This window comes from Arenimonas sp. SCN 70-307, assembly GCF_001724815.1.
In the GTDB taxonomy this organism is placed as follows: Bacteria; Pseudomonadota; Gammaproteobacteria; order Xanthomonadales; family Xanthomonadaceae; genus Arenimonas.
In genome coordinates, this window is the sequence record NZ_MEDO01000019.1 from 68,934 (window position 1) to 91,122 (window position 22,189).

The 22,189-nt window shown below is 70.7% G+C and carries 21 protein-coding genes; 18 read left to right on the top strand and 3 right to left on the bottom strand.

Annotated elements, in window-relative coordinates:
* The first annotated feature begins 85 nt into the window (after nt 1-85).
* The 9 genes from rpsA to ABS41_RS10970 all read left to right on the top strand — a co-directional run bounded on the left by rpsA (nt 86) and on the right by ABS41_RS10970 (nt 9,073).
* The gene (gene rpsA, locus ABS41_RS10930; RefSeq protein WP_290594402.1) at nt 86-1,768 is read left to right on the top strand and encodes a 30S ribosomal protein S1; all 1,683 of its coding nucleotides are present in this window, start codon (nt 86-88) and stop codon (nt 1,766-1,768) included.
* A 75-nt stretch (nt 1,769-1,843) separates the two neighbouring features.
* On the top strand, nt 1,844-2,143 hold the full coding sequence (locus ABS41_RS10935; protein ID WP_290594404.1) for an integration host factor subunit beta: 300 nt from the start codon (nt 1,844-1,846) through the stop codon (nt 2,141-2,143).
* Between the two features lie 55 nt (nt 2,144-2,198).
* Nucleotides 2,199-2,471: a lipopolysaccharide assembly protein LapA domain-containing protein gene (locus ABS41_RS10940; protein ID WP_290594405.1), complete on the top strand. Its 273-nt coding sequence runs from the start codon at nt 2,199-2,201 to the stop codon at nt 2,469-2,471.
* Complete coding sequence (gene lapB, locus ABS41_RS10945; RefSeq protein ID WP_290594407.1) at nt 2,464-3,636, top strand: lipopolysaccharide assembly protein LapB; 1,173 nt, start codon at nt 2,464-2,466, stop codon at nt 3,634-3,636. The genes ABS41_RS10940 and lapB overlap by 8 nt, the downstream gene beginning before the upstream one ends.
* Nucleotides 3,637-3,641: 5 nt before the next feature.
* On the top strand, nt 3,642-4,625 hold the full coding sequence (locus tag ABS41_RS10950; protein ID WP_290594409.1) for a hypothetical protein: 984 nt from the start codon (nt 3,642-3,644) through the stop codon (nt 4,623-4,625).
* On the top strand, nt 4,625-6,544 hold the full coding sequence (locus tag ABS41_RS10955) for a nucleoside-diphosphate sugar epimerase/dehydratase (protein WP_290594411.1): 1,920 nt from the start codon (nt 4,625-4,627) through the stop codon (nt 6,542-6,544). The genes ABS41_RS10950 and ABS41_RS10955 overlap by 1 nt, the downstream gene beginning before the upstream one ends.
* Nucleotides 6,541-7,419 carry a UTP--glucose-1-phosphate uridylyltransferase GalU gene (galU, locus tag ABS41_RS10960; RefSeq protein ID WP_290594413.1) on the top strand — a complete coding sequence of 293 codons (879 nt, stop codon included), beginning with the start codon at nt 6,541-6,543 and terminating at the stop codon, nt 7,417-7,419. The genes ABS41_RS10955 and galU overlap by 4 nt, the downstream gene beginning before the upstream one ends.
* 17 nt (nt 7,420-7,436) lie before the next feature.
* On the top strand, nt 7,437-8,723 hold the full coding sequence (locus tag ABS41_RS10965; protein WP_290594415.1) for an FAD-binding oxidoreductase: 1,287 nt from the start codon (nt 7,437-7,439) through the stop codon (nt 8,721-8,723).
* Nucleotides 8,720-9,073, top strand: coding sequence for a tRNA-binding protein (locus ABS41_RS10970; protein ID WP_290594417.1), 354 nt, complete (start codon nt 8,720-8,722; stop codon nt 9,071-9,073). Before ABS41_RS10965 ends, ABS41_RS10970 begins: the two co-directional genes overlap by 4 nt.
* Before the next feature lie 203 nt (nt 9,074-9,276).
* On the opposite strand, the gene ABS41_RS10975 is transcribed toward ABS41_RS10970, so the two are convergent.
* From ABS41_RS10975 to ABS41_RS10985, 3 genes are read right to left on the bottom strand one after another with little or no spacing between them, the layout of a single operon-like run.
* Entirely contained in the window at nt 9,277-10,473 is a 1,197-nt protein-coding gene (locus ABS41_RS10975) for an acetyl-CoA C-acyltransferase (RefSeq protein ID WP_290594419.1), read from the bottom strand.
* 20 nt (nt 10,474-10,493) lie between these two features.
* A complete protein-coding gene (locus ABS41_RS10980; protein ID WP_290594421.1) occupies nt 10,494-12,863 on the bottom strand; it encodes a 3-hydroxyacyl-CoA dehydrogenase NAD-binding domain-containing protein in 2,370 nt (789 codons plus the stop codon).
* Nucleotides 12,864-12,896: 33 nt separating this feature from the next.
* Entirely contained in the window at nt 12,897-13,517 is a 621-nt protein-coding gene (locus ABS41_RS10985) for a TetR/AcrR family transcriptional regulator (RefSeq protein ID WP_290594422.1), read from the bottom strand.
* A 242-nt stretch (nt 13,518-13,759) separates the two neighbouring features.
* Here ABS41_RS10985 and ndk point away from each other — a divergent pair, with 242 nt between their 5' ends.
* The 9 genes from ndk (at nt 13,760) to glp (ending at nt 22,182) form a co-directional block, all read left to right on the top strand.
* Nucleotides 13,760-14,185 (top strand): nucleoside-diphosphate kinase, encoded by a 426-nt coding sequence (ndk, locus tag ABS41_RS10990; protein ID WP_290594423.1) that lies wholly within the window; start codon nt 13,760-13,762, stop codon nt 14,183-14,185.
* 110 nt (nt 14,186-14,295) lie between these two features.
* Nucleotides 14,296-15,396 carry a 23S rRNA (adenine(2503)-C(2))-methyltransferase RlmN gene (gene rlmN, locus ABS41_RS10995; RefSeq protein WP_290594457.1) on the top strand — a complete coding sequence of 367 codons (1,101 nt, stop codon included), beginning with the start codon at nt 14,296-14,298 and terminating at the stop codon, nt 15,394-15,396.
* Complete coding sequence (pilW, locus tag ABS41_RS11000) at nt 15,386-16,165, top strand: type IV pilus biogenesis/stability protein PilW (RefSeq protein ID WP_290594425.1); 780 nt, start codon at nt 15,386-15,388, stop codon at nt 16,163-16,165. The genes rlmN and pilW overlap by 11 nt, the downstream gene beginning before the upstream one ends.
* Entirely contained in the window at nt 16,162-17,019 is an 858-nt protein-coding gene (locus ABS41_RS11005) for a helix-turn-helix domain-containing protein (protein WP_290594426.1), read from the top strand. Before pilW ends, ABS41_RS11005 begins: the two co-directional genes overlap by 4 nt.
* A gap of 64 nt (nt 17,020-17,083) precedes the next feature.
* Complete coding sequence (locus ABS41_RS11010) at nt 17,084-17,734, top strand: tetratricopeptide repeat protein (RefSeq protein ID WP_290594427.1); 651 nt, start codon at nt 17,084-17,086, stop codon at nt 17,732-17,734.
* 4 nt (nt 17,735-17,738) lie between these two features.
* Entirely contained in the window at nt 17,739-18,962 is a 1,224-nt protein-coding gene (bamB, locus tag ABS41_RS11015) for an outer membrane protein assembly factor BamB (protein ID WP_290594428.1), read from the top strand.
* 33 nt (nt 18,963-18,995) lie between these two features.
* The gene (der, locus tag ABS41_RS11020) at nt 18,996-20,396 is read left to right on the top strand and encodes a ribosome biogenesis GTPase Der (RefSeq protein WP_290594430.1); all 1,401 of its coding nucleotides are present in this window, start codon (nt 18,996-18,998) and stop codon (nt 20,394-20,396) included.
* Nucleotides 20,393-20,965 carry an NTP transferase domain-containing protein gene (locus ABS41_RS11025; protein WP_290594432.1) on the top strand — a complete coding sequence of 191 codons (573 nt, stop codon included), beginning with the start codon at nt 20,393-20,395 and terminating at the stop codon, nt 20,963-20,965. The genes der and ABS41_RS11025 overlap by 4 nt, the downstream gene beginning before the upstream one ends.
* Nucleotides 20,962-22,182 (top strand): gephyrin-like molybdotransferase Glp, encoded by a 1,221-nt coding sequence (gene glp / locus ABS41_RS11030; protein ID WP_290594434.1) that lies wholly within the window; start codon nt 20,962-20,964, stop codon nt 22,180-22,182. The genes ABS41_RS11025 and glp overlap by 4 nt, the downstream gene beginning before the upstream one ends.
* The last annotated feature ends 7 nt before the right edge of the window (nt 22,183-22,189 follow it).

The following is a 22,189-nucleotide window of genomic DNA, read 5'->3' on the forward strand; positions in this document are numbered from 1 at the left end:
CGTGGGGTCCACCAACGCGCATCCAGCGCCAACAGGTGGGTCGCGGCGGAGCCGCCGGCCCGTGTGTCCAACCGAGTATCCAACAATGACTGAATCTTTCGCTGAACTGTTCGAGCAGAGCCAGAACGCCCTCTCCAAGCTCAAGCCGGGCGCCATCGTCTCGGGCATCGTCGTCGAGGTCCGCAACGACGTCGTGGTGATCAACGCCGGCCTGAAGTCCGAAGGCATCATCCCCATCGAGCAGTTCCGTAACGAAGCCGGCGAGCTCGAAGTCGCCGTCGGCGAGACCGTCAAGGTCGCCCTCGAGTACCTCGAGAACGGCTTCGGCGAGACCGTGCTGTCGCGCGAGAAGGCCAAGCGCGCCATGGTGTGGGACGAGCTCGAGGCTTCGATGGAAGCCGGCGAGATCGTCACCGGCCGCATCTCCGGCAAGGTCAAGGGCGGTTTCACCGTCGACATCCGCGACGTCCGCGCGTTCCTGCCGGGTTCGCTGGTCGACGTGCGCCCGGTCCGCGACCCGGGTTACCTCGAGGGCAAGGAACTCGAGTTCAAGATCATCAAGCTCGACCGCAAGCGCAACAACGTCGTCGTCTCCCGCCGCGCGGTGGTCGAGTCCGAGAACAGCGTCGAGCGCGAGCAGCTGCTCGACCGCCTGCAGGAAGGCGCGGTCGTCAAGGGCGTGGTCAAGAACCTCACCGACTACGGCGCGTTCGTGGACCTGGGCGGCATCGACGGCCTGCTGCACATCACCGACATGGCCTGGAAGCGCGTGCGCCATCCGTCCGAGGTGGTCAACGTCGGCGACGAGCTCGACGTGCGCGTGCTGAAGTTCGACCGCGAGCGCAACCGCGTCTCGCTGGGCCTCAAGCAGCTGGGCGACGATCCGTGGGACAACATCGCCCGCCGTTACCCGACCAGCTCGCGCCTGTTCGGCAAGGTCTCCAACGTCACCGATTACGGTGCGTTCGTCGAGATCGAGCCGGGCGTCGAGGGCCTGGTGCACGTGTCCGAGATGGACTGGACCAACAAGAACGTCAACCCGTCGAAGGTCGTCCAGCTGGGCGACGAGCTCGAGGTGATGGTCCTGGACGTCGACGGCGAGCGCCGCCGCATCTCGCTGGGCATCAAGCAGTGCACCCCGAACCCGTGGGAGGCCTTCTCGGCCCTGCACAAGAAGGGTGACAAGGTCTCCGGCCAGATCAAGTCGATCACCGACTTCGGCATCTTCATCGGCCTGGACGGCGGCATCGACGGCCTGGTGCACCTGTCGGACATCTCGTGGAACACCACGGGCGAGGACGTCGTGCGCAACTTCAAGAAGGGCGACAACCTGGAAGCCGTCGTGCTGGCCGTCGACCCCGAGCGCGAGCGCATCTCGCTGGGCGTCAAGCAGCTCGAGCAGGATCCGGTGGGCCAGTACATGGCCGGCACCCAGAAGGGTTCGATCGTCAACGGCGTGGTCAAGGAAGTCGACGCCCGCGGTGCGACCATCGAGCTCGAGGGCGGCGTCGAGGGCTACATCCGTGCCAACGACATCGCCAAGGAGCGCGTCGAGGACGCCACCCAGTACCTGAAGGTGGGCGACAAGGTCGAGGCCAAGTACATGGGCATGGACCGCAAGGGCCGCACCATGCAGCTCTCGATCCGCGCCAAGGACGAGGCCGAGCTGCAGGAGACGATGGCGGAGGTCAACAAGGCTTCCGACGCGTCGGCCGGCACCACCAAGCTCGGCGCCCTGCTGCGCGAGCAGCTCAACAAGGGCGAGTAAGCCTGCTGTACCCGTGCGTGGCCCGGCGACCCCGGGCCACGCACTACCCCGAACCGAACGAGGGATCGCCCGGAGATGACCAAGTCCGAACTGATCGAGGTGCTTTCGCGGCGCCAGGCCCACCTGAAGGCCGACGACGTGGACCTGGCGGTCAAGACCCTGCTCGAGATGATGAGTGGCGCCCTGACCGAGGGCGAGCGCATCGAAATCCGCGGTTTCGGCAGTTTCTCCCTGCATTTCCGCCCGCCGCGCCTGGGCCGCAATCCCAAGACCGGCGAGTCCGTGGCCCTGCCCGGAAAGTACGTCCCCCATTTCAAGCCCGGCAAGGAACTGCGCGACCGGGTCAACGCCCGCAACGTGCCGCCGGCCGCCTGAGCCTGCCCCGCGATGGGCTAAGCTAGCCCGCGACCGGATCCGGGAAAAACCGCGCATGCGACTGCTCAAGGCCCTGTTCGCGCTGCTCTTCATCGCCCTTGGCGTGCTGTTTGGCGCGCTCAACCGCGACCCGGTGCGCATCGACCTGGGCCTGGCCCATATCGAATCGCTCTCCCTCGGCACCAGCCTGCTGCTGGCCGTGCTGCTCGGCGCCGTGCTCGCCGGCATCGTCATCACCGCCACCGTGGTCTGGCCGTTGCGCCATCGCCTGCGTCGCGGCGCGCCCGCGCCCACGGCCGCGGCGCCCGCGCAGGACGACCATGACTGAACTGGCCTGGCTGCTCCTGCTGCTGCCGGTGGCCGCCGGCGCCGGCTGGCTGGCCGGGCGGCGCGGTGGGGAACGACGGGGAGGGGCGCGGGTTTCGCGCCTGTCGAACACCTATTTCCGCGGCCTGAACTACCTGCTCAACGAGCAACAGGACAAGGCCATCGAGGTCTTCCTGCAGATCGCCGCCGTCGACAAGGACACGGTGGAGACCCAGTTCGCCCTCGGGCACCTGTTCCGTCGCCGGGGCGAGGTCGACCGCGCCATCCGCCTGCACCAGGACCTGGTGGCGCGCCCGGGCCTGAGCGACGAACAGAAGACCCGCGCCGTGCTGGCCCTGGGCGAGGACTACATGCGCGCCGGCCTGCTCGACCGCGCCGAAACCCTGTTCACCGACCTGGTGCGCATGGGCGTGCTGGCGCCGCAGGCGCTGCGCCACCTGATCTCGATCTACCAGGCCGAGCGCGACTGGGCCAAGGCGATCGAGCACGCCCGCAAGCTTGAGGGCGCCGGCGGCGAGCCGATGGGCAAGCTGGTGGCGCAGTTCCACTGCGAGCTGGCCGAAATCGCCCGCCTGGGCGGCGACGTCGACGCCGCCCGCCGCCACGTGGCCGAGGCCTACGCCGCCGACAGCCATTCGGTGCGCGCCGGACTGGTCGAAGCGCGCCTGGAGCTGGGCGCCGGCAACGACGCCGCGGCCATCCGCGCCTTCGAGCGCGTGGCCCGGCATGACATCGAGTTCCTGCCCGAAATCCTCGACCCGCTGCTGGCCTGCTACGAGCGCCGCGGCGAGTCGGCGCGGGCGCGCGGATTCCTGCTCGAGATGATCGAGCACTACCCGGGCGTCTCGCCGGTGCTGGCGCTCACCCGCATCATCGAGCGCGAGGAGGGCAAGGCGCCGGCGCTGGAGTTCCTCTCGACCCAGCTGCGCCAGCGCCCCTCGGTGCGCGGCGAGGCGGCCTACATCGACCTGAGCTTGCGCGACCAGGGCACCGACCCGGCGCGGGCGCTGCGCACGCTCAAGCAGATCACCGAACAGCTGGTGGTGCGAACGCCGGGCTACCGCTGCCAGCGCTGCGGCTTCGGGGCCCGCGCCCACCACTGGCAGTGCCCGGGCTGCAAGTCCTGGGGCAGCATCAAGCCCGTGCACGGCGCGGTCAGCGAGTGAGCCCGATGGCTGGCACCACCGTGGCCACCGCGGCCCTGGCCGCGTCCTTCCTGCTGGCCGAGGGCTGGCGTCGCTTCGCGCTGCGTCGCGGCCACCTCGACCTGCCCGGCGAGCGCCGCCTGCACCAGCAGCCCACCCCGCGCGGCGGCGGCATCGGCATCGCCCTGGTGCTGCTGGCAGGCGCCCCGTGGCTGGGCGGCGGCTGGCCCGGCTTCGCCGCCGGGCTGGCGCTGTGCGCCGGCGGCGGCCTGCTCGACGACCTGCGCCCGCTGCGCCCGCTGGCCAAGCTGGCGCTGCAGGCGGCGGGCGCGCTTTGCCTGGCCCTGGCCTGGCCGCTGCTGCCGGGCGTGTTGCCCCCGGTGCCGGGCGTTGCGCTGGCGGCGCTGCTGGTGCTGTCGATGGTGAACATCTGGAACTTCATGGACGGCTCGAACGGCCTGGCCGCCAGCCAGGCCATCGTCGCCGCGCTCGCCATGGCCTGGCTCGGGCCGTCGCCGGCCGCGCTGCTGCTGGCGACGCTGCTGGCGGCCGCCTGTCTCGGCTTCCTGCCGCTCAACTTCCCGCGCGCCCGGCTGTTCCTGGGCGATGTCGGCAGCCACGCCCTGGGCTTCGGCCTGGCGGCCATCGCCCTGCAGGCGGCGCCGGCGGCTGGCGAGGGGGCCTGGCTGCTGTGGCTGCCGGCTTCGGCCATGCTCCTTGATGCCGGCCTGACCCTGCTGTCGCGGGCGCGCCGCCGGGAAGTCCTCTGGCGGGCCCACCGCGAGCATCTTTACCAGCGGGCCGTCGCCGCCGGCTGGAGCCATGCCGGGGTTTGCGGCCTGTACCTGGCCTGGGCGCTGGGTGCCGGCGCGCTGGCCCTGGCGTTCGCGGGTCGCCCATTGGCCTGGATGATCGGGGCGGCCATCTTCACCGCCCTTGTTGGCATCATGTTGCATCGCAGCCTTTCCCGGCGATGGCCCCCCAACGGTTCCCCCCAAACCGCCTCCTGATGAAATCCCCCCATAAACCCGTCCCCCAGCGGCCCACCGGTTTCCTCCTGCCGCGCGTGCTGATCGTGCTGCACGACCTGCTCATGGTCGCGCTGCTCTGGCTCGGCCTGCGCTGGCTGGCCAGCAAGGCCGGCGCGCCGCTACCGCCGCTGCTGCACGTCGAATTGCTTGTGGCGCTGGTGGCCCAGGGCTTCGTCCTGCGCTGGGTCGGCCTCTACCAGGGTCTGTGGCGCTTCGCGAGCGTGCCCGACCTGGCCAACCTGGCGCGGGGGGCACTGCTGGGCCTGCTGCTGATCGTGGCCCTGCTTTTCCTGGGTGGCCTGCTGCCCGAGGTGCCACGCCGCGTGCTGCTGCCGTATCCGCTCGCGCTGGTGGTGGTGCTGGGCGTTCCGCGGGTGCTCTACCGCCTTTGGAAGGACTGGCGCCTTGGGCGCGAGAACCCCGACGCCAAGCGCCTGCTGGTGCTGGGCGCCGGCCGCACGGCCGAGACGCTGCTGCGCGACCTCGCCGGCGACGGGCGCTACAGCGTCGTCGGCCTGCTGGACGACAACCCGGCGCTCAAGGGCGCGCGGGTGCGCGGCGTGCCGGTGCTGGGGCCGATCAGCGACCTGCCTTACCTCGCCCAGGAAACGGCACCCAACCTGCTGGTCATCGCCATGCCCGAAGCCAGCCCGGGCGAGATGCAACGGGTGGTGGACCTGTGCGACGAGACCGGCCTGCCGTTCCGTTCCGCACCCCGCCTCGCCGACGTGCTGGCGGGCAAACCGCAGCGCCTCGAACTCAGCGAGGTGCGCATCGAAGACCTGCTTGGCCGGCCGCCGGTGAGCTTCGACGATGCGCTGGGGGCTGGGCTGGTCCGCGGGCGACGCGTGCTGGTCACCGGCGCCGGTGGTTCGATCGGCTCCGAGCTGGTGCGCCAGTGCGCCGCCCTGGGCGCGGCCGAACTGGTGGTGATGGAGCGCAACGAGCTGTCGCTGTGCGGCATCGTCGAGGAGCTGCAGCGCGATCTGCCGCAGGTGCGCGTGCGCACCCTGCTGGCCGACTGCGGCGACCCGGTGGCCTGCCGCCTTGCCCTCGAGGGTGGCGTTGATTTCGTTTTCCACGCCGCCGCCTGCAAGCAGGTGCCGCTGCTGGAGGGCCAGGTGCGCGAGGCGCTGCGAAACAACGTCGCGGCCAGCGCGGTGCTGGCGCGGGCCTGCCGCGAGGCCGGCGTCGGCCACTTCGTGCTGATTTCGACCGACAAGGCGATCTGCCCGGTCAACGTGCTCGGCGCCAGCAAGCGCTTCGCCGAGCTGGCCTGCCAGGACGAACTCGGCGGCAGCGGCGTGCGCCTGTCGATCGTGCGTTTCGGCAACGTGCTCGATTCGGCGGGCTCGGTGGTGCCGCTGTTCCGGCAGCAGATCGCCGCCGGCGGCCCGGTGACGGTGACCCACCCGGAGGTGACGCGTTACTTCATGACCATCCCCGAGGCCTGCCAGTTGATCCTCCATGCGGCCGCGCTGCCCGGCGAGGATGGCGCGGTTTACGCGCTCGACATGGGCCGCCCGGTGGCCATCCGCGAGCTGGCCGAGCAGATGATCCGCCTGAGCGGAAAGCGTCCCGGAATCGACATACAGGTCAGCTACACTGGCCTGCGTCCGGGCGAAAAGCTCCACGAAATCCTGTTCCATCCCGAGGAGCGCTACCAGCGCACCCGCCACCCGCGCATCTTCCAGGCGCGGCCGCGGCAGTCGGTCGGCCACGACCCGGGTGCGCTGCTGGCGCGGCTGGGCGAGCTGCTGTCCGAGCCCGAAGCCGGCGATCGCCTGCTGGCCCTGCTGCACGAGGCGGTACCGGACTTCCAGCCCGGCCAGGCCGACGCCAACCCGGCCCTGGACGCCCCGGTCGCGGAATTCGAATCGAACACGAGGAACGCATGAGCCCCCGCATCAGAAAGGCCGTTTTCCCGGTTGCCGGACTCGGCACCCGCTTCCTGCCCGCCACCAAGACCGTGCCCAAGGAGATGCTGCCGGTGGTGGACAAGCCGCTGATCCAGTACGCCGTGGACGAGGCCATCGAGGCAGGCTGCGACACGCTGGTGTTCGTCACCAACCGCTACAAGCATTCGGTGGCCGACTATTTCGACAAGGCCTACGAGCTCGAACAGAAGCTGGAGAAGGCCGGCAAGTCCGAGCTGCTGGCGATGATCCGCGAGGTGCTGCCGCGCCACGTGCGCGCGGTCTTCGTCACCCAGGCCGAGGCGCTGGGCCTGGGCCACGCGGTGCTGTGCGCGGAGCCGGTGGTGGGCAACGAGCCCTTCGCCGTGCTGCTGCCCGACGACCTGATCTGGAACAAGGGCCCGGGTGCGCTGCGCCAGATGGCCGACCTGGCCGAACAGCAGGCCGCCAGCGTGATCGCCGTGCAGGACGTGCCGCCGGAGCAGACCGGCAGCTACGGCATCGTCGCCACCCGCGACTTTTCCGGCCGCCACGGCGAAATCGCCGGCATCGTCGAGAAGCCGCGCCCCGAGGACGCGCCCAGCACCCTGGCCGTGGTCGGCCGCTACGTGCTCAGCGGCAGCATCTTCGAGCTGCTGCGCAAGACCCGTCCGGGCGCCGGCGGCGAAATCCAGCTCACCGACGCCATCGCCGCGCTGCTCGAGCGCGAGCGGGCGCTGGCTTATCGCTTCGAGGGGCGCCGGTTCGACTGCGGCAGCCGCATCGGCCTGGTCGAGGCGACCATCGAGTTCGCGCTCGAACACGAGGACCTGGCCGAGCCGACACGCGAGTACATGCGCGCCGCGCTGGCGCGCTGACCGGTACGCGGGGCCGCATGGACGCCGCCAGCCACTACCTCGCCAGCGCGCCCGCGCCGGCGCTGCGTTCCCCGCTGCAGGGCCGCCGGGAGGCCGAGGTCTGCGTGGTGGGCGGCGGCTTCGCAGGCCTCAATACCGCCCTCGGCCTGGCCGAGCGGGGCCGCGCCGGGGTGGTGCTGCTGGAGGCGCGCACCCTCGGCCACGGGGCCTCGGGCCGCAACGGCGGCTTCGTTTTCGGCGGTTTTTCGCGCGGCGAGCAGGCCCTGCTCGATGAGCTGGGCCCGCAGCGCGCGCAGGCGCTCTACGCCGGCACCCAGGATGCGGTCGGGCTGATCCGCGGGCGCATCGCCCGCCACCACATCGACTGCAGCGCCACCGACGCCGGCGTGATCTGGGCCAACTGGTTCCGCGACCCGGCGCCGATGCGCGCCCGCCAGGCGCTGCTGGCGACGCATTTCGGCGTGGAGTGGGAGTGGCTCGAGCGCGGGCGCCTCGCCGAACTGGTCCGCAGCGAACGCTACACCGAAGGCCTGTTCGAGCCCAACGCCCTGCATTTCGACCCGCTGGCCTACGCCCGCGGGCTGGCGCGCGTGGCCGAAGCACAGGGCGTGGCCATCCACGAATCCAGCCCCGCCATCGCGCTCGACCGCGAGGCCGGCGGCTGGCGGGTGCGCACGGCCCAGGGCGAAGTGCACGCGCGCCACGTGGTGCTCGCCTGCGGCGGCTACCTCGCGGGCCTGCGCCGCGAAGTGGACGCCGGCGTGCTGCCGATCGCCACCTACGTGGTGTGCACCGAGCCGCTGGGCGCGCGCATGCACGAGGTGCTGCGCACCCGCGCGGCCATCTACGACAGCCGCTTCGCCTTCGACTACTACCGGCCGCTGCCGGACACCCGCCTGCTCTGGGGCGGCCGCATTTCGGTGTTCGACCGCTCGCCCGCGGCGGTGGAGCGGTTGCTGCGGCGGGACATGCTGCGGGTGTTCCCGCAGCTCGAGGGCGTTCGCATCGAGCGCGCCTGGTCGGGCCTGATGAGCTACGCCCGCCACCAGATGCCGCAGATCGGCCGGGTGGACGAGGGCCTGTGGCTGGCCCAGGCCTTCGGCGGCCACGGCGTGGCGCCGACCACCTTCGCCGGCGAGGTGCTGGCGGCGGCCATCGCCCACGGCGACCCGCGCTGGCGCGAGTTCAGCGACTACGGCCTGGTGTCGGCGCTCAAGCCGGCGGGTTTCCTCGGCGCCCAGCTGTCGTACTGGTGGTACCAGGCGCAGGATGCGTGGAAGGACTGGCGCGAGGGCAGGGCATGAATCCCATCGACGGGCACGGGCTGATCAGCTGGGCCGACTTCGAGAAGGTGCAGCTGCGCGCGGGCACGGTGCTGCGGGTGGAGGACTTCCCGGAGGCGCGCAAGCCGGCGTGGAAACTCTGGGTCGACTTCGGGCCCGACATCGGCGTGCTCAAGACCAGCGCGCAGGTGAAGGCGCTCTACGCCGCCGAAGATCTGGTCGGCCGGCAAATCGTCGGCGTGGTCAACTTCCCGCCCAAACAGGTCGGCCCCTTCCGCTCCGAATTCCTGCTCACCGGCTTCCCCACCGACGACGGCGTCGTCCTCACCACCCTCGAGCGCCCGGTCCCCAACGGCACAAGGATGGCTTGATTTTTTGAACGCGGATCAAATCGGATGGAAGCGGATAAATGCGAATAAAGCGGAATCGATATTGGTTTCGCCGCAAACCGTTGGCCCGCGGAAGACCAAACTCAAATCTGCTCTATTCGCTCTTATCCGCTTCCATCCGATTTGATCCGCGTTAAAAAAGACCCCCGGTTTCCCCGGGGGTCTTTCGTGCAACGAAGGGCAGGTCAGAGGGCTTCGAAGAGGCCCGCGGCGCCCATACCGGTGCCGATGCACATGGTGACCATGCCGTACTTGAGCTGCCGGCGGCGCAGGCCGTGCACGATCGTGGCCGTGCGGATCGCGCCGGTGGCGCCCAGCGGATGGCCGAGCGCGATGGCGCCGCCCAGCGGGTTCACCTTCGACGGGTCGAGCTCGCAGGTGCGCATCACCGCCAGCGCCTGCGCGGCGAAGGCCTCGTTGAGCTCGATCCAGTCGAGCTGGTCGGCCGTCAGGCCGGCCTGGCGCAGCACCTTCGGGATCGCGGCGATCGGACCGATGCCCATCACCTCCGGGCGCACGCCGGCCACCGAGAAGCCGACGAAACGCGCCAGCGGGGTCAGGCCGTAGTCCTTGATCGCCTGCGCCGAGGCCAGCATCACCGCGCCGGCGCCGTCGGACATCTGCGAGCTGTTGCCCGCGGTCACCGAGCCGCCGTTGCGGAACACCGGGCGCAGCCTGGCCAGGCCCTCGGCGCTGGTGTCGGCGCGCGGGCCTTCGTCCTGCTCCACCTTCAGCTGGCGCAGGCGCACCGTGTTGCCGCCCAGCTCGGGCTGGCGCGAAACCACGTCGTAGGGCGTGATCTCGGCGCTGAACTCGCCGGCGGCCTGGGCCGCCAGCGCCTTGGTGTGGGAGGCGAGGGCGAAAGCGTCCTGGTCCTCGCGCGAGACCTTCCACTCCTCGGCCACCTTCTCGGCGGTGATGCCCATGCCGTAGGCGATGGCCACGTTCTCGTCCTGGAAGACGCGCGGGCTCATGGCCACCTTGTTGCCCATCATCGGCACCATCGACATCGACTCGGTGCCGCCGGCCAGCACCAGGTCGGCGTTGCCGAGCCGGATCTGGTCGGCCGCCAGCGCCACGGCCTGCAGGCCCGAGGAGCAGAAGCGGTTGATGGTCTGGGCGGCGATGACGTTGGGCAGGCCGGCCAGCAGCAGGCCGATGCGCGCCACGTTCATGCCCTGCTCGCCCTCGGGCATGGCGCAGCCGATGATGGCGTCGTCGATGCGGGTCGGGTCGATGCCCGGGCACTGGTCGACCACGGCGCGCAGCACGTGGGCCAGCATCTCGTCGGGGCGGGTGTTGCGGAAGACGCCGCGCGGGGCCTTGCCCACCGGGGTGCGGGTGGCGGCGACGATGTAGGCGTCCTGGATTTGCTTGGTCATTTTGGTGTCCTCGTCGTCGCTCAGTTACGCAGCGGCTTGCCGGTCTTGAGCATGTGGGCGATGCGCTCCTGGGTCTTGGGCATCTGGGCCAGGGCGACGAAGTGCTCGCGCTCCAGGCGCAGCAGCCACTCCTCGTCCACCAGGGAACCGCGGTCCACCTCGCCGCCGCAGAGCACGGTGGCGATGCGCTTGCTCACCTCGTAGTCGTGTTCGGAGATGAAGCGGCCCTCGATCATGTTCTCGAGCATCATGCGGAAGGTGGCGATGCCGACGTCACCGGCCACCGGGATGGCGCGGGCCGGCAGCGGCGGGCGATAGCCCGACTCGGCCAGGGCGCGGGCCTGGGCCTTGGCCACGTGCAGCAGCTCGTAGGCGTTGAACACCACCACGTCGCCCGGGCGGGCCAGCTGCAGCTCCTTGGCTTCCAGCGCCGAGCCCGAGACCTTGCCCATGGCCACGGCCTCGAAGTACGGCTTGAGCTGGGCGAACACGTCGCCGCCCGGGCCGGCCGCCTGCGCGGCGCGCACGGCGATTTCCTTCAGGCCGCCGCCGGCGGGCAGCAGGCCCACGCCGGCCTCGACCAGGCCGATGTAGCTCTCGAGCGCCAGGACGGTGCGCGCGGCGTGCATCTGGAACTCGCAGCCGCCACCCAGGGCCAGGCCGCGCACGGCCGCGACCACCGGCACCAGCGAATACTTGATGCGCTGGCTGGCCGACTGGAAGGTGGCCACCATCTTCTCGAACTCGTCGAGCTTGCCGGCCTGCAGCGAGGCCAGCGCGCCGGCGAGGTCGGCGCCGGCCGAGAAGGGCTCGGTCGGCTGCCAGATCACCAGGCCCTGGAACTCCTTCTCGGCGCGTTCCACGGCCTCGAGGATGCCGGCCAGCACGCCGTCGCCGACGGTGTTCATCTTGGTCTTGAAGCTCAGCACCGCGATGCCGTCGCCGTCGTGCCACAGGCGCACCGATTCGGTTTCGAACACGGTCTGGCCGGTGTTGGCGCGCTCGCCCAGCACCGGGTCCGGGAAACGCTGGCGGTTGTAGACGGCCAGGTTCGAGCGCGGCAGCAGCTCGCCGCGGGCCGGGCTGAAGCTGCCGGCGGCTTCATGCACGCCGTCGCGGCCGTCGAAGACCCAGTCGGGCAGGGGCGCGCTGGACATGGCCTTGCCGGCCACGATGTCCTCGGCGATCCAGCCGGCCACCTGCTTCCAGCCGGCGGCCTGCCAGGTTTCGAACGGCCCCTGCTTCCAGCCGTAGCCCCAGCGGATGGCCAGGTCGACGTCGCGCGCGGTGTCGGCGATCGAGGCCAGGTGGCAGGCGCTGTAGTGGAACAGGTCGCGCAGCAGGGCCCACAGGAACTGCGCCTGCGGATGCTGGCTGGCGCGCAGCTGGGCGATCTTCTCGGCCGGGTTCTTGTTCTTGAGGATGGCCACGACCTCCGGGTCGGCCACGCCGGTGGCGGGGCGGTAGTCCTGGGCCTTGAGGTCCAGCACCACGATGTCCTTGCCCTTCTTCATGAAGATGCCGGCGCCGGTCTTCTGGCCCAGGGCGCCCTTGGCCACCAGGGCCTGCAGCCACTCGGGGGCCTTGAAGTAGCCGTGCCACGGATCCTCGGGCAGGGTGTCGGCCATGGTCTTGATGACGTGGGCCATGGTGTCCAGGCCCACCACGTCGGAGGTGCGGTAGGTGGCCGACTTCGGGCGGCCCAGCAGCGGGCCGGTCAGGGCGTCCACCTCGTCGAAGCCCAGGCCGAACTGGGCCGTGTGGTGCAGGGTCGAGAGGATGGAAAAGACGCCGATGCGGTTGCCGATGAAGTTGGGCGTGTCCTTGGCGTAGACCACGCCTTTGCCCAAGGTGGTGACCAGGAAAGTCTCAAGCCCTTCAAGCACTTGGCGGTCAGTCTTGATGCAAGGGATGAGCTCGGCCAGATGCATGTAGCGCGGCGGGTTGAAGAAGTGCACGCCGCAAAAGCGCGAGTGCATCGACTCGGGCAGCACTTCGGCCAGGCCGTTGATCGACAGGCCCGAGGTGTTCGAGGCCAGGATGGCGTGCGGGGCCACGTAGGGCTCGATGCGGTCGTAGAGCGCCTTCTTCCAGTCCATGCGCTCGGCGATGGCCTCGATGATCAGGTCGCAATCGCGCAGCAGCTCGAGGTGCTGGTCGTAGTTGGCCGGGGTGATGGCGGCCGCCTTGCCCTTGGTCGCCACCGGCGAGGGCGAGAGCTTGCCGAGGTTGGCGATGGCCTTCTCGACGATGCCGTTGGGCTTGCCTTCCTTGGCGGGAAGGTCGAACAGGAGGGTGTCGACGTCGGCGTTGGCGAGGTGGGCGGCGATCTGCGCGCCCATCACGCCGGCGCCGAGCACGGCCACCTTGCGGATGCGAAGTTGAGGCATGGGAACAGCTCCGTGGGAGGAGGAAACGGGGGCTCAGCCGGCCCGGAGGCCGGCGGCGGCGAAGCGGATCAGGGCCTGGGCGGCCTTTTCGCAGTGGGCCTTCTCGGACACGCCGGCGGGCCGCTTGATCAGGCCGAAATCGGCCATGGCGTAGGTCAGCGCGCCGGCGGTGAAGTCCAGGCGCCAGTACAGGTCTTCCTTGGCCAGGCCGGGCAGGGCGGTGCCGATGGCCTTGGCGAACTCGCGCAGCACGTGGCCGTAGTTGTCGGAAAGGAACTTGCGCAGGCGGTCGTTCTTTTCGGCGAAGGCCCGGGCCAGCACGCGCACGAAGGCCGAGCCACCGTGGCGGTCGATGGTCAGGGCCAGCGGCGGCTCGATGAAGGCCGAGAGGATGGCCTCGAGGTCGCCGGGTTTTTCCTCCAGGGCCTTGCGCAGCAGGGCCAGGCGGCGCTCGCTCATGTCGTCCATGCGGCGCCGGAATACCTCGTTGACCAGGTTCTCCTTGCTGCCGAAGTGGTAGTTGACCGCGGCGATGTTCACGTCGGCCCGGCTGGTGACCTGGCGCAGCGAGGTGCCTGCGAAACCGTGCTGGGCGAACAGCTCCTCCGCGGCGCCGAGGATGCGTTCCTTGGTGTTGAAATGGGTCGTGGTCATGGCCCTGCCAGCGCTCGATTCAAACGGTTGTTGGCGAGTGTACCCGGGCTGGCGCCGCCGTCAAATGCCCAATTGAAACGCCTGAAGGGCGGGAGCCTCCGCGGGTGGGGGTGAGGGCGGGGTGGCGGATGCTTCTGGAATTATTCAGGGAAATGCGCTAAACCCGTGTCCGGGCGGGGTTTTGTGGTAAATTCCCGGGCTGTCCCAATCCCCCAAACCCTGCAAACAAACGGAGTCACACCATGGCGCTGGAGCGCACCATTTCCATCATCAAGCCCGACGCGGTCGCCAAGAACGTCATCGGCGAGATCTACGCCCGCTTCGAGAAGGCCGGCCTGAAGGTCGTCGCGGCGAAGATGAAGCACCTTTCGCGCAAGGAAGCCGAGGGCTTCTACGCCGTGCACCGCGAGCGCCCGTTCTTCAACGCGCTGGTCGAGTTCATGATCTCCGGCCCGGTGATGATCCAGGTGCTCGAGGGCGAGAACGCCGTGCTCAAGAACCGCGAGCTGATGGGCGCCACCAACCCGAAGGAAGCCGCGCCGGGCACCATCCGCGCCGACTTCGCCCAGTCTATCGACGCCAACGCCGTGCACGGTTCGGACAGCCTGGAGAACGCCGCGATCGAAACCGCGTACTTCTTCGCTGCCACCGAGCTCTGCCCGCGCTGAGCCAGGCACCCGACGTGATCGAAGCCACCGACAAGTCCATCCCGCTGCAGGTCGAGCCGGCATCCGCCGGCCCGGCCCGGGTGAACCTGCTCGACCTCGATCGCGCGGGCATGGAGCGCTTCTTCGACGAGGAACTCGGCGAGAAGCGCTTCCGTGCCCACCAGGTGATGAAGTGGATCTACCACCAGCACGTCACCGATTTTTCGCAGATGACCGACGTGGGCAAGGCGCTGCGCGCCAAGCTCGAGGCGCGTGCCGAAGTGCGTCCGCCCAACGTCCTGTTCGACAAGCCCAGCGCCGACGGCACCCACAAGTGGCTGCTGGGCATGGACGCGGGCAATGCCATCGAGGCCGTCTTCATCCCCGACAAGGGCCGCGGCACGCTGTGCGTGTCCAGCCAGGTCGGCTGCGGCCTGAACTGCCAGTTCTGCTCCACCGCCACGCAGGGCTTCAACCGCAACCTCAGCACCGCCGAGATCATCGGCCAGGTGTGGGTGGCCTCGAAGCACCTGGGCAACAAGACCCACCTGCACCGCAAGCTCACCAACGTGGTGATGATGGGCATGGGCGAGCCGCTGCTGAACTTCGACAACGTCGTGCGCGCCATGAGCCTGATGCGCGACGACCTGGGTTTCGGCCTGGCCAACAAGCGCGTCACGCTCTCCACCTCCGGCCTCGTGCCGATGATCGACCGCCTCGCGGTCGAGTCCGACGTGGCCCTGGCCGTGTCGCTGCACGCACCCAACGACGCGCTGCGCACCGAGCTGATCCCGCTCAACAAGAAGTACCCGCTCGCCGAGCTCATGGAAGCCTGCGTGCGCTACCTGCGGCACAAGAAGAAGGGCGACTCGGTCACCTTCGAGTACACGCTGATGAAGGGCGTCAACGACTCGCCGGAGATCGCCCGCGAGCTCGTGAAGCTGATGAAGGCGTTCTCGAACAAGATGCAGTACGCCGATGCCGCCAAGGTCAACCTCATCCCGTTCAACCCGTTCCCCGGCACGCGCTTCGAGCGCAGCGGCGAAACGGAGATCCGCGCCTTCCAGAAGATCCTGCTCGACAACGGCGTGCTGGCGATGGTGCGCCGCACCCGCGGCGACGACATCGACGCGGCCTGCGGCCAGCTCAAGGGCCAGGTCATGGACCGCACCCGCCGCCAGTCCGAATTCAAGCGAAAGCTCGAGAAACAGGGGGTATCCGATGCGGCATGAATCCCTGCGCCTGGCCTGGGGCCTTGCCCTGGCGGTGGCGCTGGCCGGCTGCGCCAGCAACGGCGCCAGCACGCCCGCCCACAGCGGGCCCAGCCACGCCAAGATGTCCAACAAGGGCCTGGCCAACCTGCAGCTGGCGCAGAACTACCTGCGCGCCGGCCGGCTCGACGTGGCGCTCGACCGCGCCAACCGCGCGCTGCGCCTGGACCCGCAATCGGCCGACGTGCAGGTGGTGCTGGGCATGATCCGCCAGCAGCTCAACGACGAAGCCCGCGCCGGCGAGCACTTCGACCGCGCCGTCAAGCTCGCGCCCGAGGCCGGCCACGTGCTCAACGTGCGCGGCGTCTGGCTGTGCGAGCGCAACCGCTACGACGAGGCCGACGCGCTGTTCACCCGCGCCGTCGCCGATCCCTTCTACGAGGCCAAGGCGCAGAGCTACTTCAACGCCGGCCGCTGCGCCATGCTGGGCAACCGGCTCGACCGTGCCGAGGTTCCGCTGCGCCGGGGCCTCGAGCTCGAACCCAACAACCCCCTGCTGCTCGAGCAGATGGCCCGGCTGCAGTTCCGCCAGGGCAATTTCATGAGCGCCCGCGCCTTCTTCCAGCGCCGCGAGGCGCAGGGCGAGGTCGGTGCCGAAATGCTCGACCTCGCGGTCGCGATCGAGGAGGGCGCGGGCGACCGCGCCGCCGCCGAGCGCTACCGGGCGAGGCTGCGGCAGGCCTTCCCCGACTACACGCCAACCGCCCGCGAGGGATCCCCCCAGTCATGAGCACCGAAGGCCGGCAGGACGTTTTGTTCGAAGACCCCATCGGCATCCGCCTGCGGGCGGCCCGTGAAAAGCAGGGCCTGGCCCTGGAGCAGGCCGGCGCGCAGCTGAAGCTGCCGGTGGCGATCATCGAGGCGATGGAGCGCGAGGACTGGCCGCGCCTGGGCGCGCCGATCTACGTGCGCAGCTACCTCGGCAGCTACCTGCGCCTGCTGGGCCTGCCGTCGGAGCTGGCCCAACGGGTGGCCACCCCGTCGGCCGCGCCCGTGCTCGTGCCCATGGCGTCGCGCTCGCGCCTGCGCCGCACGCTCGACACCTCGCTGCGCAACGGCATCTACCTGGTGATGACCGCCGTGCTGGTGGTGCCGGTGGTGCTGGTGGCGCGCCACTACCAGAACGCCGAGCGTCCCGGCAACGTCACCCTGGAGGCCGACCCGTCGGTGCTGCCGGCCCTCGAGCCGGAGGCCGCGCCCATCGTGGCCGCGCCTGCCGCCGCGCCTGGCCCGGAGCCGGTGATGGCCTCGATCACCCCGGTCCAGCCCAAGTCCACCGCGGCCGCCGCCGCGGCCGAGCTCGTGCCCGCTGCGCCGGAGACCGGCCTCGTGCTGCGCTTCACCGGCCAGAGCTGGATGGAAGTGCTGGGCCCGGACGGTCGACGGGTCGAGCAGGCCCTGCTCGACGCGGGCGCCGAGCGCCGCTACGCCGCCGGCGAAGTGGGGCACGTCACGCTGGGCAACGCCGCCGCCGTGCAGGTCTTCCACGACGGCAAGCCCCTCGACCTGGCGCCCTACCGCGCGGCGAACGTCGCCCGCTTTGCGGTATCCTCTGAGGGCGAACCCGCGCCTGCCCGCCACTGAGCGCGGCCGCCGCCCCCAGTCCACCCGCCTGCACGCCGCGCGTGCGGGCCCGAAGAAGTGATCCATGGACCAGATTGACGAATACGAACAGGGCGAACGCGTTCGCGCCTGGCTCAAGAACAACGGCTCTTCCCTGATCACCGGCGTCGCCCTCGGCCTGGCGGCCCTCGGCGGCTGGAACTGGTGGCAGGTGCAGGGCGAAGTGCGCAAGGTCGAGGCCGCGGCCGAGTTCCTGGCCTTCACGCGCGCCAGCGAGGCCGGCGAAACCGCCAAGGCCGCCGCCCACGCCCAGGTGCTGCGCCAGGACTACCCCAAGACCATCTACAGCGCGCTGGTCGCGCTGGCCGATGCCCGCCGCCTGGTCGACGAGGGCAAGGGCGAAGAGGCCCTGGCCGCGCTCGACGGCGTCGCCCGCGAGGGACTGGACCCGGCGACGGTCGAAGTGCTGGACCTGCGCGCCGCGCGCGTGCTGGCCACGCTGGGCCGCCACGAGGACGTGCTCAAGCGCCTCGAGGGCAAGGCCTTCGCCGGCAATGCCGGCACGGCCGCCGAGTTGCGCGGCGACGCCCACCTGGCCCTGGGCCAGCGTGAGCAGGCCCGCGAGGCCTATGAAGCGGCGCTGGCCGCGCTCGACCTGGCCGCGGCCACCCGCGGCATGGTCGAAATGAAGTTCACCGAGGCCGGCGGCAGCCTGCCCGACAACCCGGAGGCCTGAACGCATGCTGCGTCGTACCCTGATCATCGCGGCGGTGTTCGCCTTCGCCACCGGCTGCTCCACCATCAAGGGCGTGTTCGCCGACAAGGCCACCAAGGCCCTGGCGCCCGCCGAGCTGGTGGACATCGCCAGCCCGCTGGCCGTGCGCAAGGCCTGGACCCGCAAGCTCGGTGACGAGAAGGCCAGCCTGGGCCTGCGCCAGCGCCCGGCCATCGAGGGCGAGCGCGTGTTCGTTTCCGACGACGCCGGCCGCGTGCTGGCGCTCGACCTCAATTCCGGCGCGACGCTCTGGGACTCCGAGGTCGTGCGCGCCGGCAAGGAAGGCGGCGGCCTGCTGTTCTGGCGCCGCAAGACGATCGACGGCGGCGTCACCGGCGGCCCCGGCGTGGGCAATGGCCTGGTGGTGGCCGGTGGCCGCAACGGCGAAGTCGTCGCCCTGGACGCCGAGACCGGCGCCGAGCGCTGGCGCGCCAAGGTCACCTCCGAAGTGATCGCCGCCCCGCTGGTGGCGGGCGACCGCGTGGTGGTGCGCAGCAACGACGGCCGCACCTTCGGCCTCGACGCCGCCGACGGCACCCGCAAGTGGGTCTTCGACCGCGGCCTGCCGACCCTGAGCGTGCGCGGCAACGGCGCGCCGGTGACCGACGGCAACCTGGTCTACCTGGGCTACGACGACGGCAACGTGGTGGCGCTGCGCGCCGCCGACGGCCTGGTGGCCTGGACCCAGCTCGTGGCCGAGTCCGAGGGCCGCAACGACCTGGCCCGCATGTCCGACGTCGATGGCGAGATCGCCCTCGGCTACAGCGAGCTCTACGCCAGCAGCTTCGCCGGCCAGACGCTCGCGATCTCCACCCAGAACGGCCGCCCGCTGTGGAGCCGCGACACCGGCGGCTACACCGGCCTGGCCCTGCTGGGCGACCGCGTGGTGCTGGCCGATCCGGCCGGCACGCTCTGGGCGCTCGACCGCAGCAATGGCTCGGCCGTCTGGAAGCAGGAGGCGCTGGCGCGTCGCTGGCTGACCACGCCGGCCGTGCAGGGCGACTACCTGGTGGTCGGCGACGTCGAGGGCTACCTGCACTGGGTGCGCGCCGAAGACGGCACGCTGGCGGGGCGCGAGCGCCTGGGCCGCGCGCCGATCCTGGCCACGCCGCAGGTTTCCCCGCTGGGCATGCTGCTGGCGGTCGACTCCGAAGGCCGCCTGGCCGCCTATCCGTCGCCGGCGCAGTAAGCCGGCGACGCAGCGAGCAACGAGGAACACCACGTGCTGCCATTGGTCGCCCTCGTTGGCCGTCCCAACGTCGGAAAATCGACGTTGTTCAACGCGCTCACGCGCAGCCGCGACGCGCTCGTCCACGACGAGCCGGGCGTCACGCGCGATCGCCACTACGGCATCTGCCGCCTGGTCGAGGGCCGGCCCTTCGGCCTGTGCGACACCGGCGGCCTGTCGGGCGAGGAGGAAGGCCTGGCCGGCGCCACCGCGCGCCAGTCGCTGGCCGCCATCGACGAAGCCGACCTGGTGCTGTTCGTGGTGGACGGCAGGGAAGGGCCCTCGGGCCTGGACCAATCCATCCTGGCGATGCTGCGCAAGCGCGGCCGCCGCTTCTTCCTGGTGGTTAACAAGACCGACGGCATCGACCTGGGCGCAGCCCTGGCCGAGTTCGCCCGTTTCGGCGTCGAGAAGGTCATCCCGGTGGCGGCGGCGCACCAGCGCGGCGTGCCCGAGCTGCTCGAGGCCGTGCTGCCCGAGCTGCCCGAGGACGGCGACGCCGAGGTGCTGGCCGACGACCCCGAGCGCATCCGCATCGCCTTCCTGGGCCGCCCGAACGTGGGCAAGTCCACCCTGGTCAACCGCCTGCTGGGCGAGGAGCGCATGATCGCCTCCGACGTGCCCGGCACCACCCGCGACTCGATCGCGGTGGACCTCGAGCGCGACGGCCGGCCCTACCGCCTGATCGACACCGCCGGCCTGCGCCGCCGCTCGAAGGTGGAGGAGGCGGTGGAGAAGTTTTCCGTCTTCAAGACCCTGCAGGCCATCGAGAACTGCCAGGTGGCCGTGGTGATGCTCGACGCCGGCGAAGGCGTGACCGAGCAGGACGCCACGGTGCTGGGCCACGTGCTCGAGGCCGGCAAGGCGCTGGTGATCGCCGTCAACAAGTGGGACGGCCAGACCAGCTACCAGCGCGAGCAGACCATGGCGATGATCGCCCGCAAGCTCTCGTTCTGCGAGTGGGCCGAACGCATCACCATCTCGGCCAAGCACGGCACCGGCATGCGTGAGCTGTTCCGCGCCATCCACCGTGCCCACGCCTCGGCCACCAAGGAATTCAGCACCTCGGAAGTGACCAAGGCGCTGGAAATCGCCTACCAGAGCTTCCCGCCGCCGGCCGTGCGCGGGCACGTCTCGAAGCTGCGCTACTGCCACCCGGGTGGCGCCAACCCGCCCACGTTCATCGTGCACGGCACCCGCCTGCGCGTGTTGACCGACAGCTACCGGCGCTACCTCGAGAACTTCTTCCGCAAGCGCTTCAAGCTGGTGGGCACGCCGATCAAGTTCGTCTTCAAGGAAGGCGAGAATCCCTACGAGGGCAAGAAGAACGTGCTCACGGAACGACAGGTGCAGCGCAAGCGCCGCCTGCTCAGGCACGTCAAAAGCAAGAAGTGATCCCGGCGTCGGCGACCAGCCTGGGCGTGCTCGCCGGTGGTCGCGGTGAACGCGTCGGCGGCCAGGACAAGGCCTGGTTGCGTCGCGATGGCATTCCCCTGGTTGACGGCCTGCTCGCGCAGCTGGGCGATCCTTCGTTCGCTGCGCGACTGGCCAGCGTTCGAGGCGACGACCCGCGTTGGACGGAGCGCGGCTTTCGCTGCGTCACCGACCTACGTGCGGGCCAGCCCGGCCCGCTTGCTGGCCTGGAGGCGCTGGCGGCGGCCTGCACCACGCCCTGGCTGCTGGTGCTTCCGGTGGACGCGTTGTCGCTGCCGGTAGGCCTGTTCGGGCGACTCGCGGCCATCGCCGCGCCGCGTGGCGCCTGGCTGCGCGATGCCGGTGGCCTGCAGCCGCTGGTGGGCCTGTGGCCGGCGCCGGCGCTGCTCGCCGCCGCGCGCGAGGCGCTCGATGGCGGCGAGCTGGCGGTTCATCGCGCGCTCGCGCCGCTGCAGGCAAGCTGCCTGGACCTTTCGCCGCACCAGCTGGGCAATGCCAATTCGCCCGGCGCCTACGACCCCGAGCCATGACCGATCCGTTCCCCACGCGCATCGCCTTCGACGAAGCCGCCGCCATCCTGGCCCGCGTGGCCGCGGCGCGCCGCCTGCCCGCCGAGGCCGTGCCGCTGCAGCGAGCCCTGGGTCGCGTGCTGGCCGAAGACATCGTGGCGTCGACGCCGCTGCCGAACTTCGACAATGCCGCCATGGACGGCTTCGCCGTGCGCGGTGCGATGCCCGCGAACGGTTGGCGCCTCGTCGGCGAGCAGTTCGCCGGCCCCGACCTGGCGCTCGCGCTGGGCGAGGGCGAGGCTTGCCGCATCACGACCGGCGCGCCGCTGCCGGCCGGCGCCGATGCCGTGCTGATCAAGGAAAACGCGCGCCTCGCGGGTGACCGCGTGCTGGCCGAAACGGCGCCCGGCGCCGGCGCCAACATCCGCCGCGCCGGCGAAGACGTTGCCGCGGGCCAACGCGTGCTCGAAGCGGGGCAGGTGCTCACACCCGCGCGGATTTCCCTGGCCGCGGCGCTTGGCCTGCCGACCCTGCCGGCCGCGCGGCGCCCGACGGTGGCGGTGTTCACCACCGGCGATGAATTGCAGCCGCCCGGCAATGAGTTGGCCCCGGGGCAGATTTTCGATTCCAACCGTTCGCTGCTGCAGTCGCTGCTCGTGGCCGAGGGCCTGGAGCCCGTGGCTTGGCCGATCCTGCCCGACGACCCGGCGCGCATCGCCTCGGCGCTCGAGGACGCGGCGTTTTCCTTCGACGTGGTGATCACCTGCGGCGGCGTGTCCGCCGGCGAGAAGGACCACCTGCCGGCGCTGCTGCGCGAACGCGGCCAGGTGCACTTCTGGAAGGTGCGCATGAAGCCCGGCATGCCGCTGCTGTTCGGCTCGCTGGGCCAGGCCCTGGTGCTGGGCCTGCCCGGCAACCCGGTGTCAGTGCTGGCCACCTTCCTCACGCTGGGTCGCGGACTGCTCGACGGTCTGCAGGGCCGCGCCGAGCCGCGCCGTCGCTGGCGTGCGCGCCTCGCGGCGCCCGTGAGCAAGCGCCACGAGCGCCTGGAGTTCCTGCGCGGCCGGCTGGAGGTGGGGGAGGGCGGCCAGCTCGAGGTCACGCCCGACCTGGCCACCGGCTCGCACCGCCTGGCTGCCGCCGCGCGCAACGACGTGCTGGTGGTGCTGCCCGAAGGCCCCGGCGACTGGCCTGCGGGCGCCGTGCTCGACTGCCTGCCGTGTGCGCCGGGCGGCTAGACTTCGC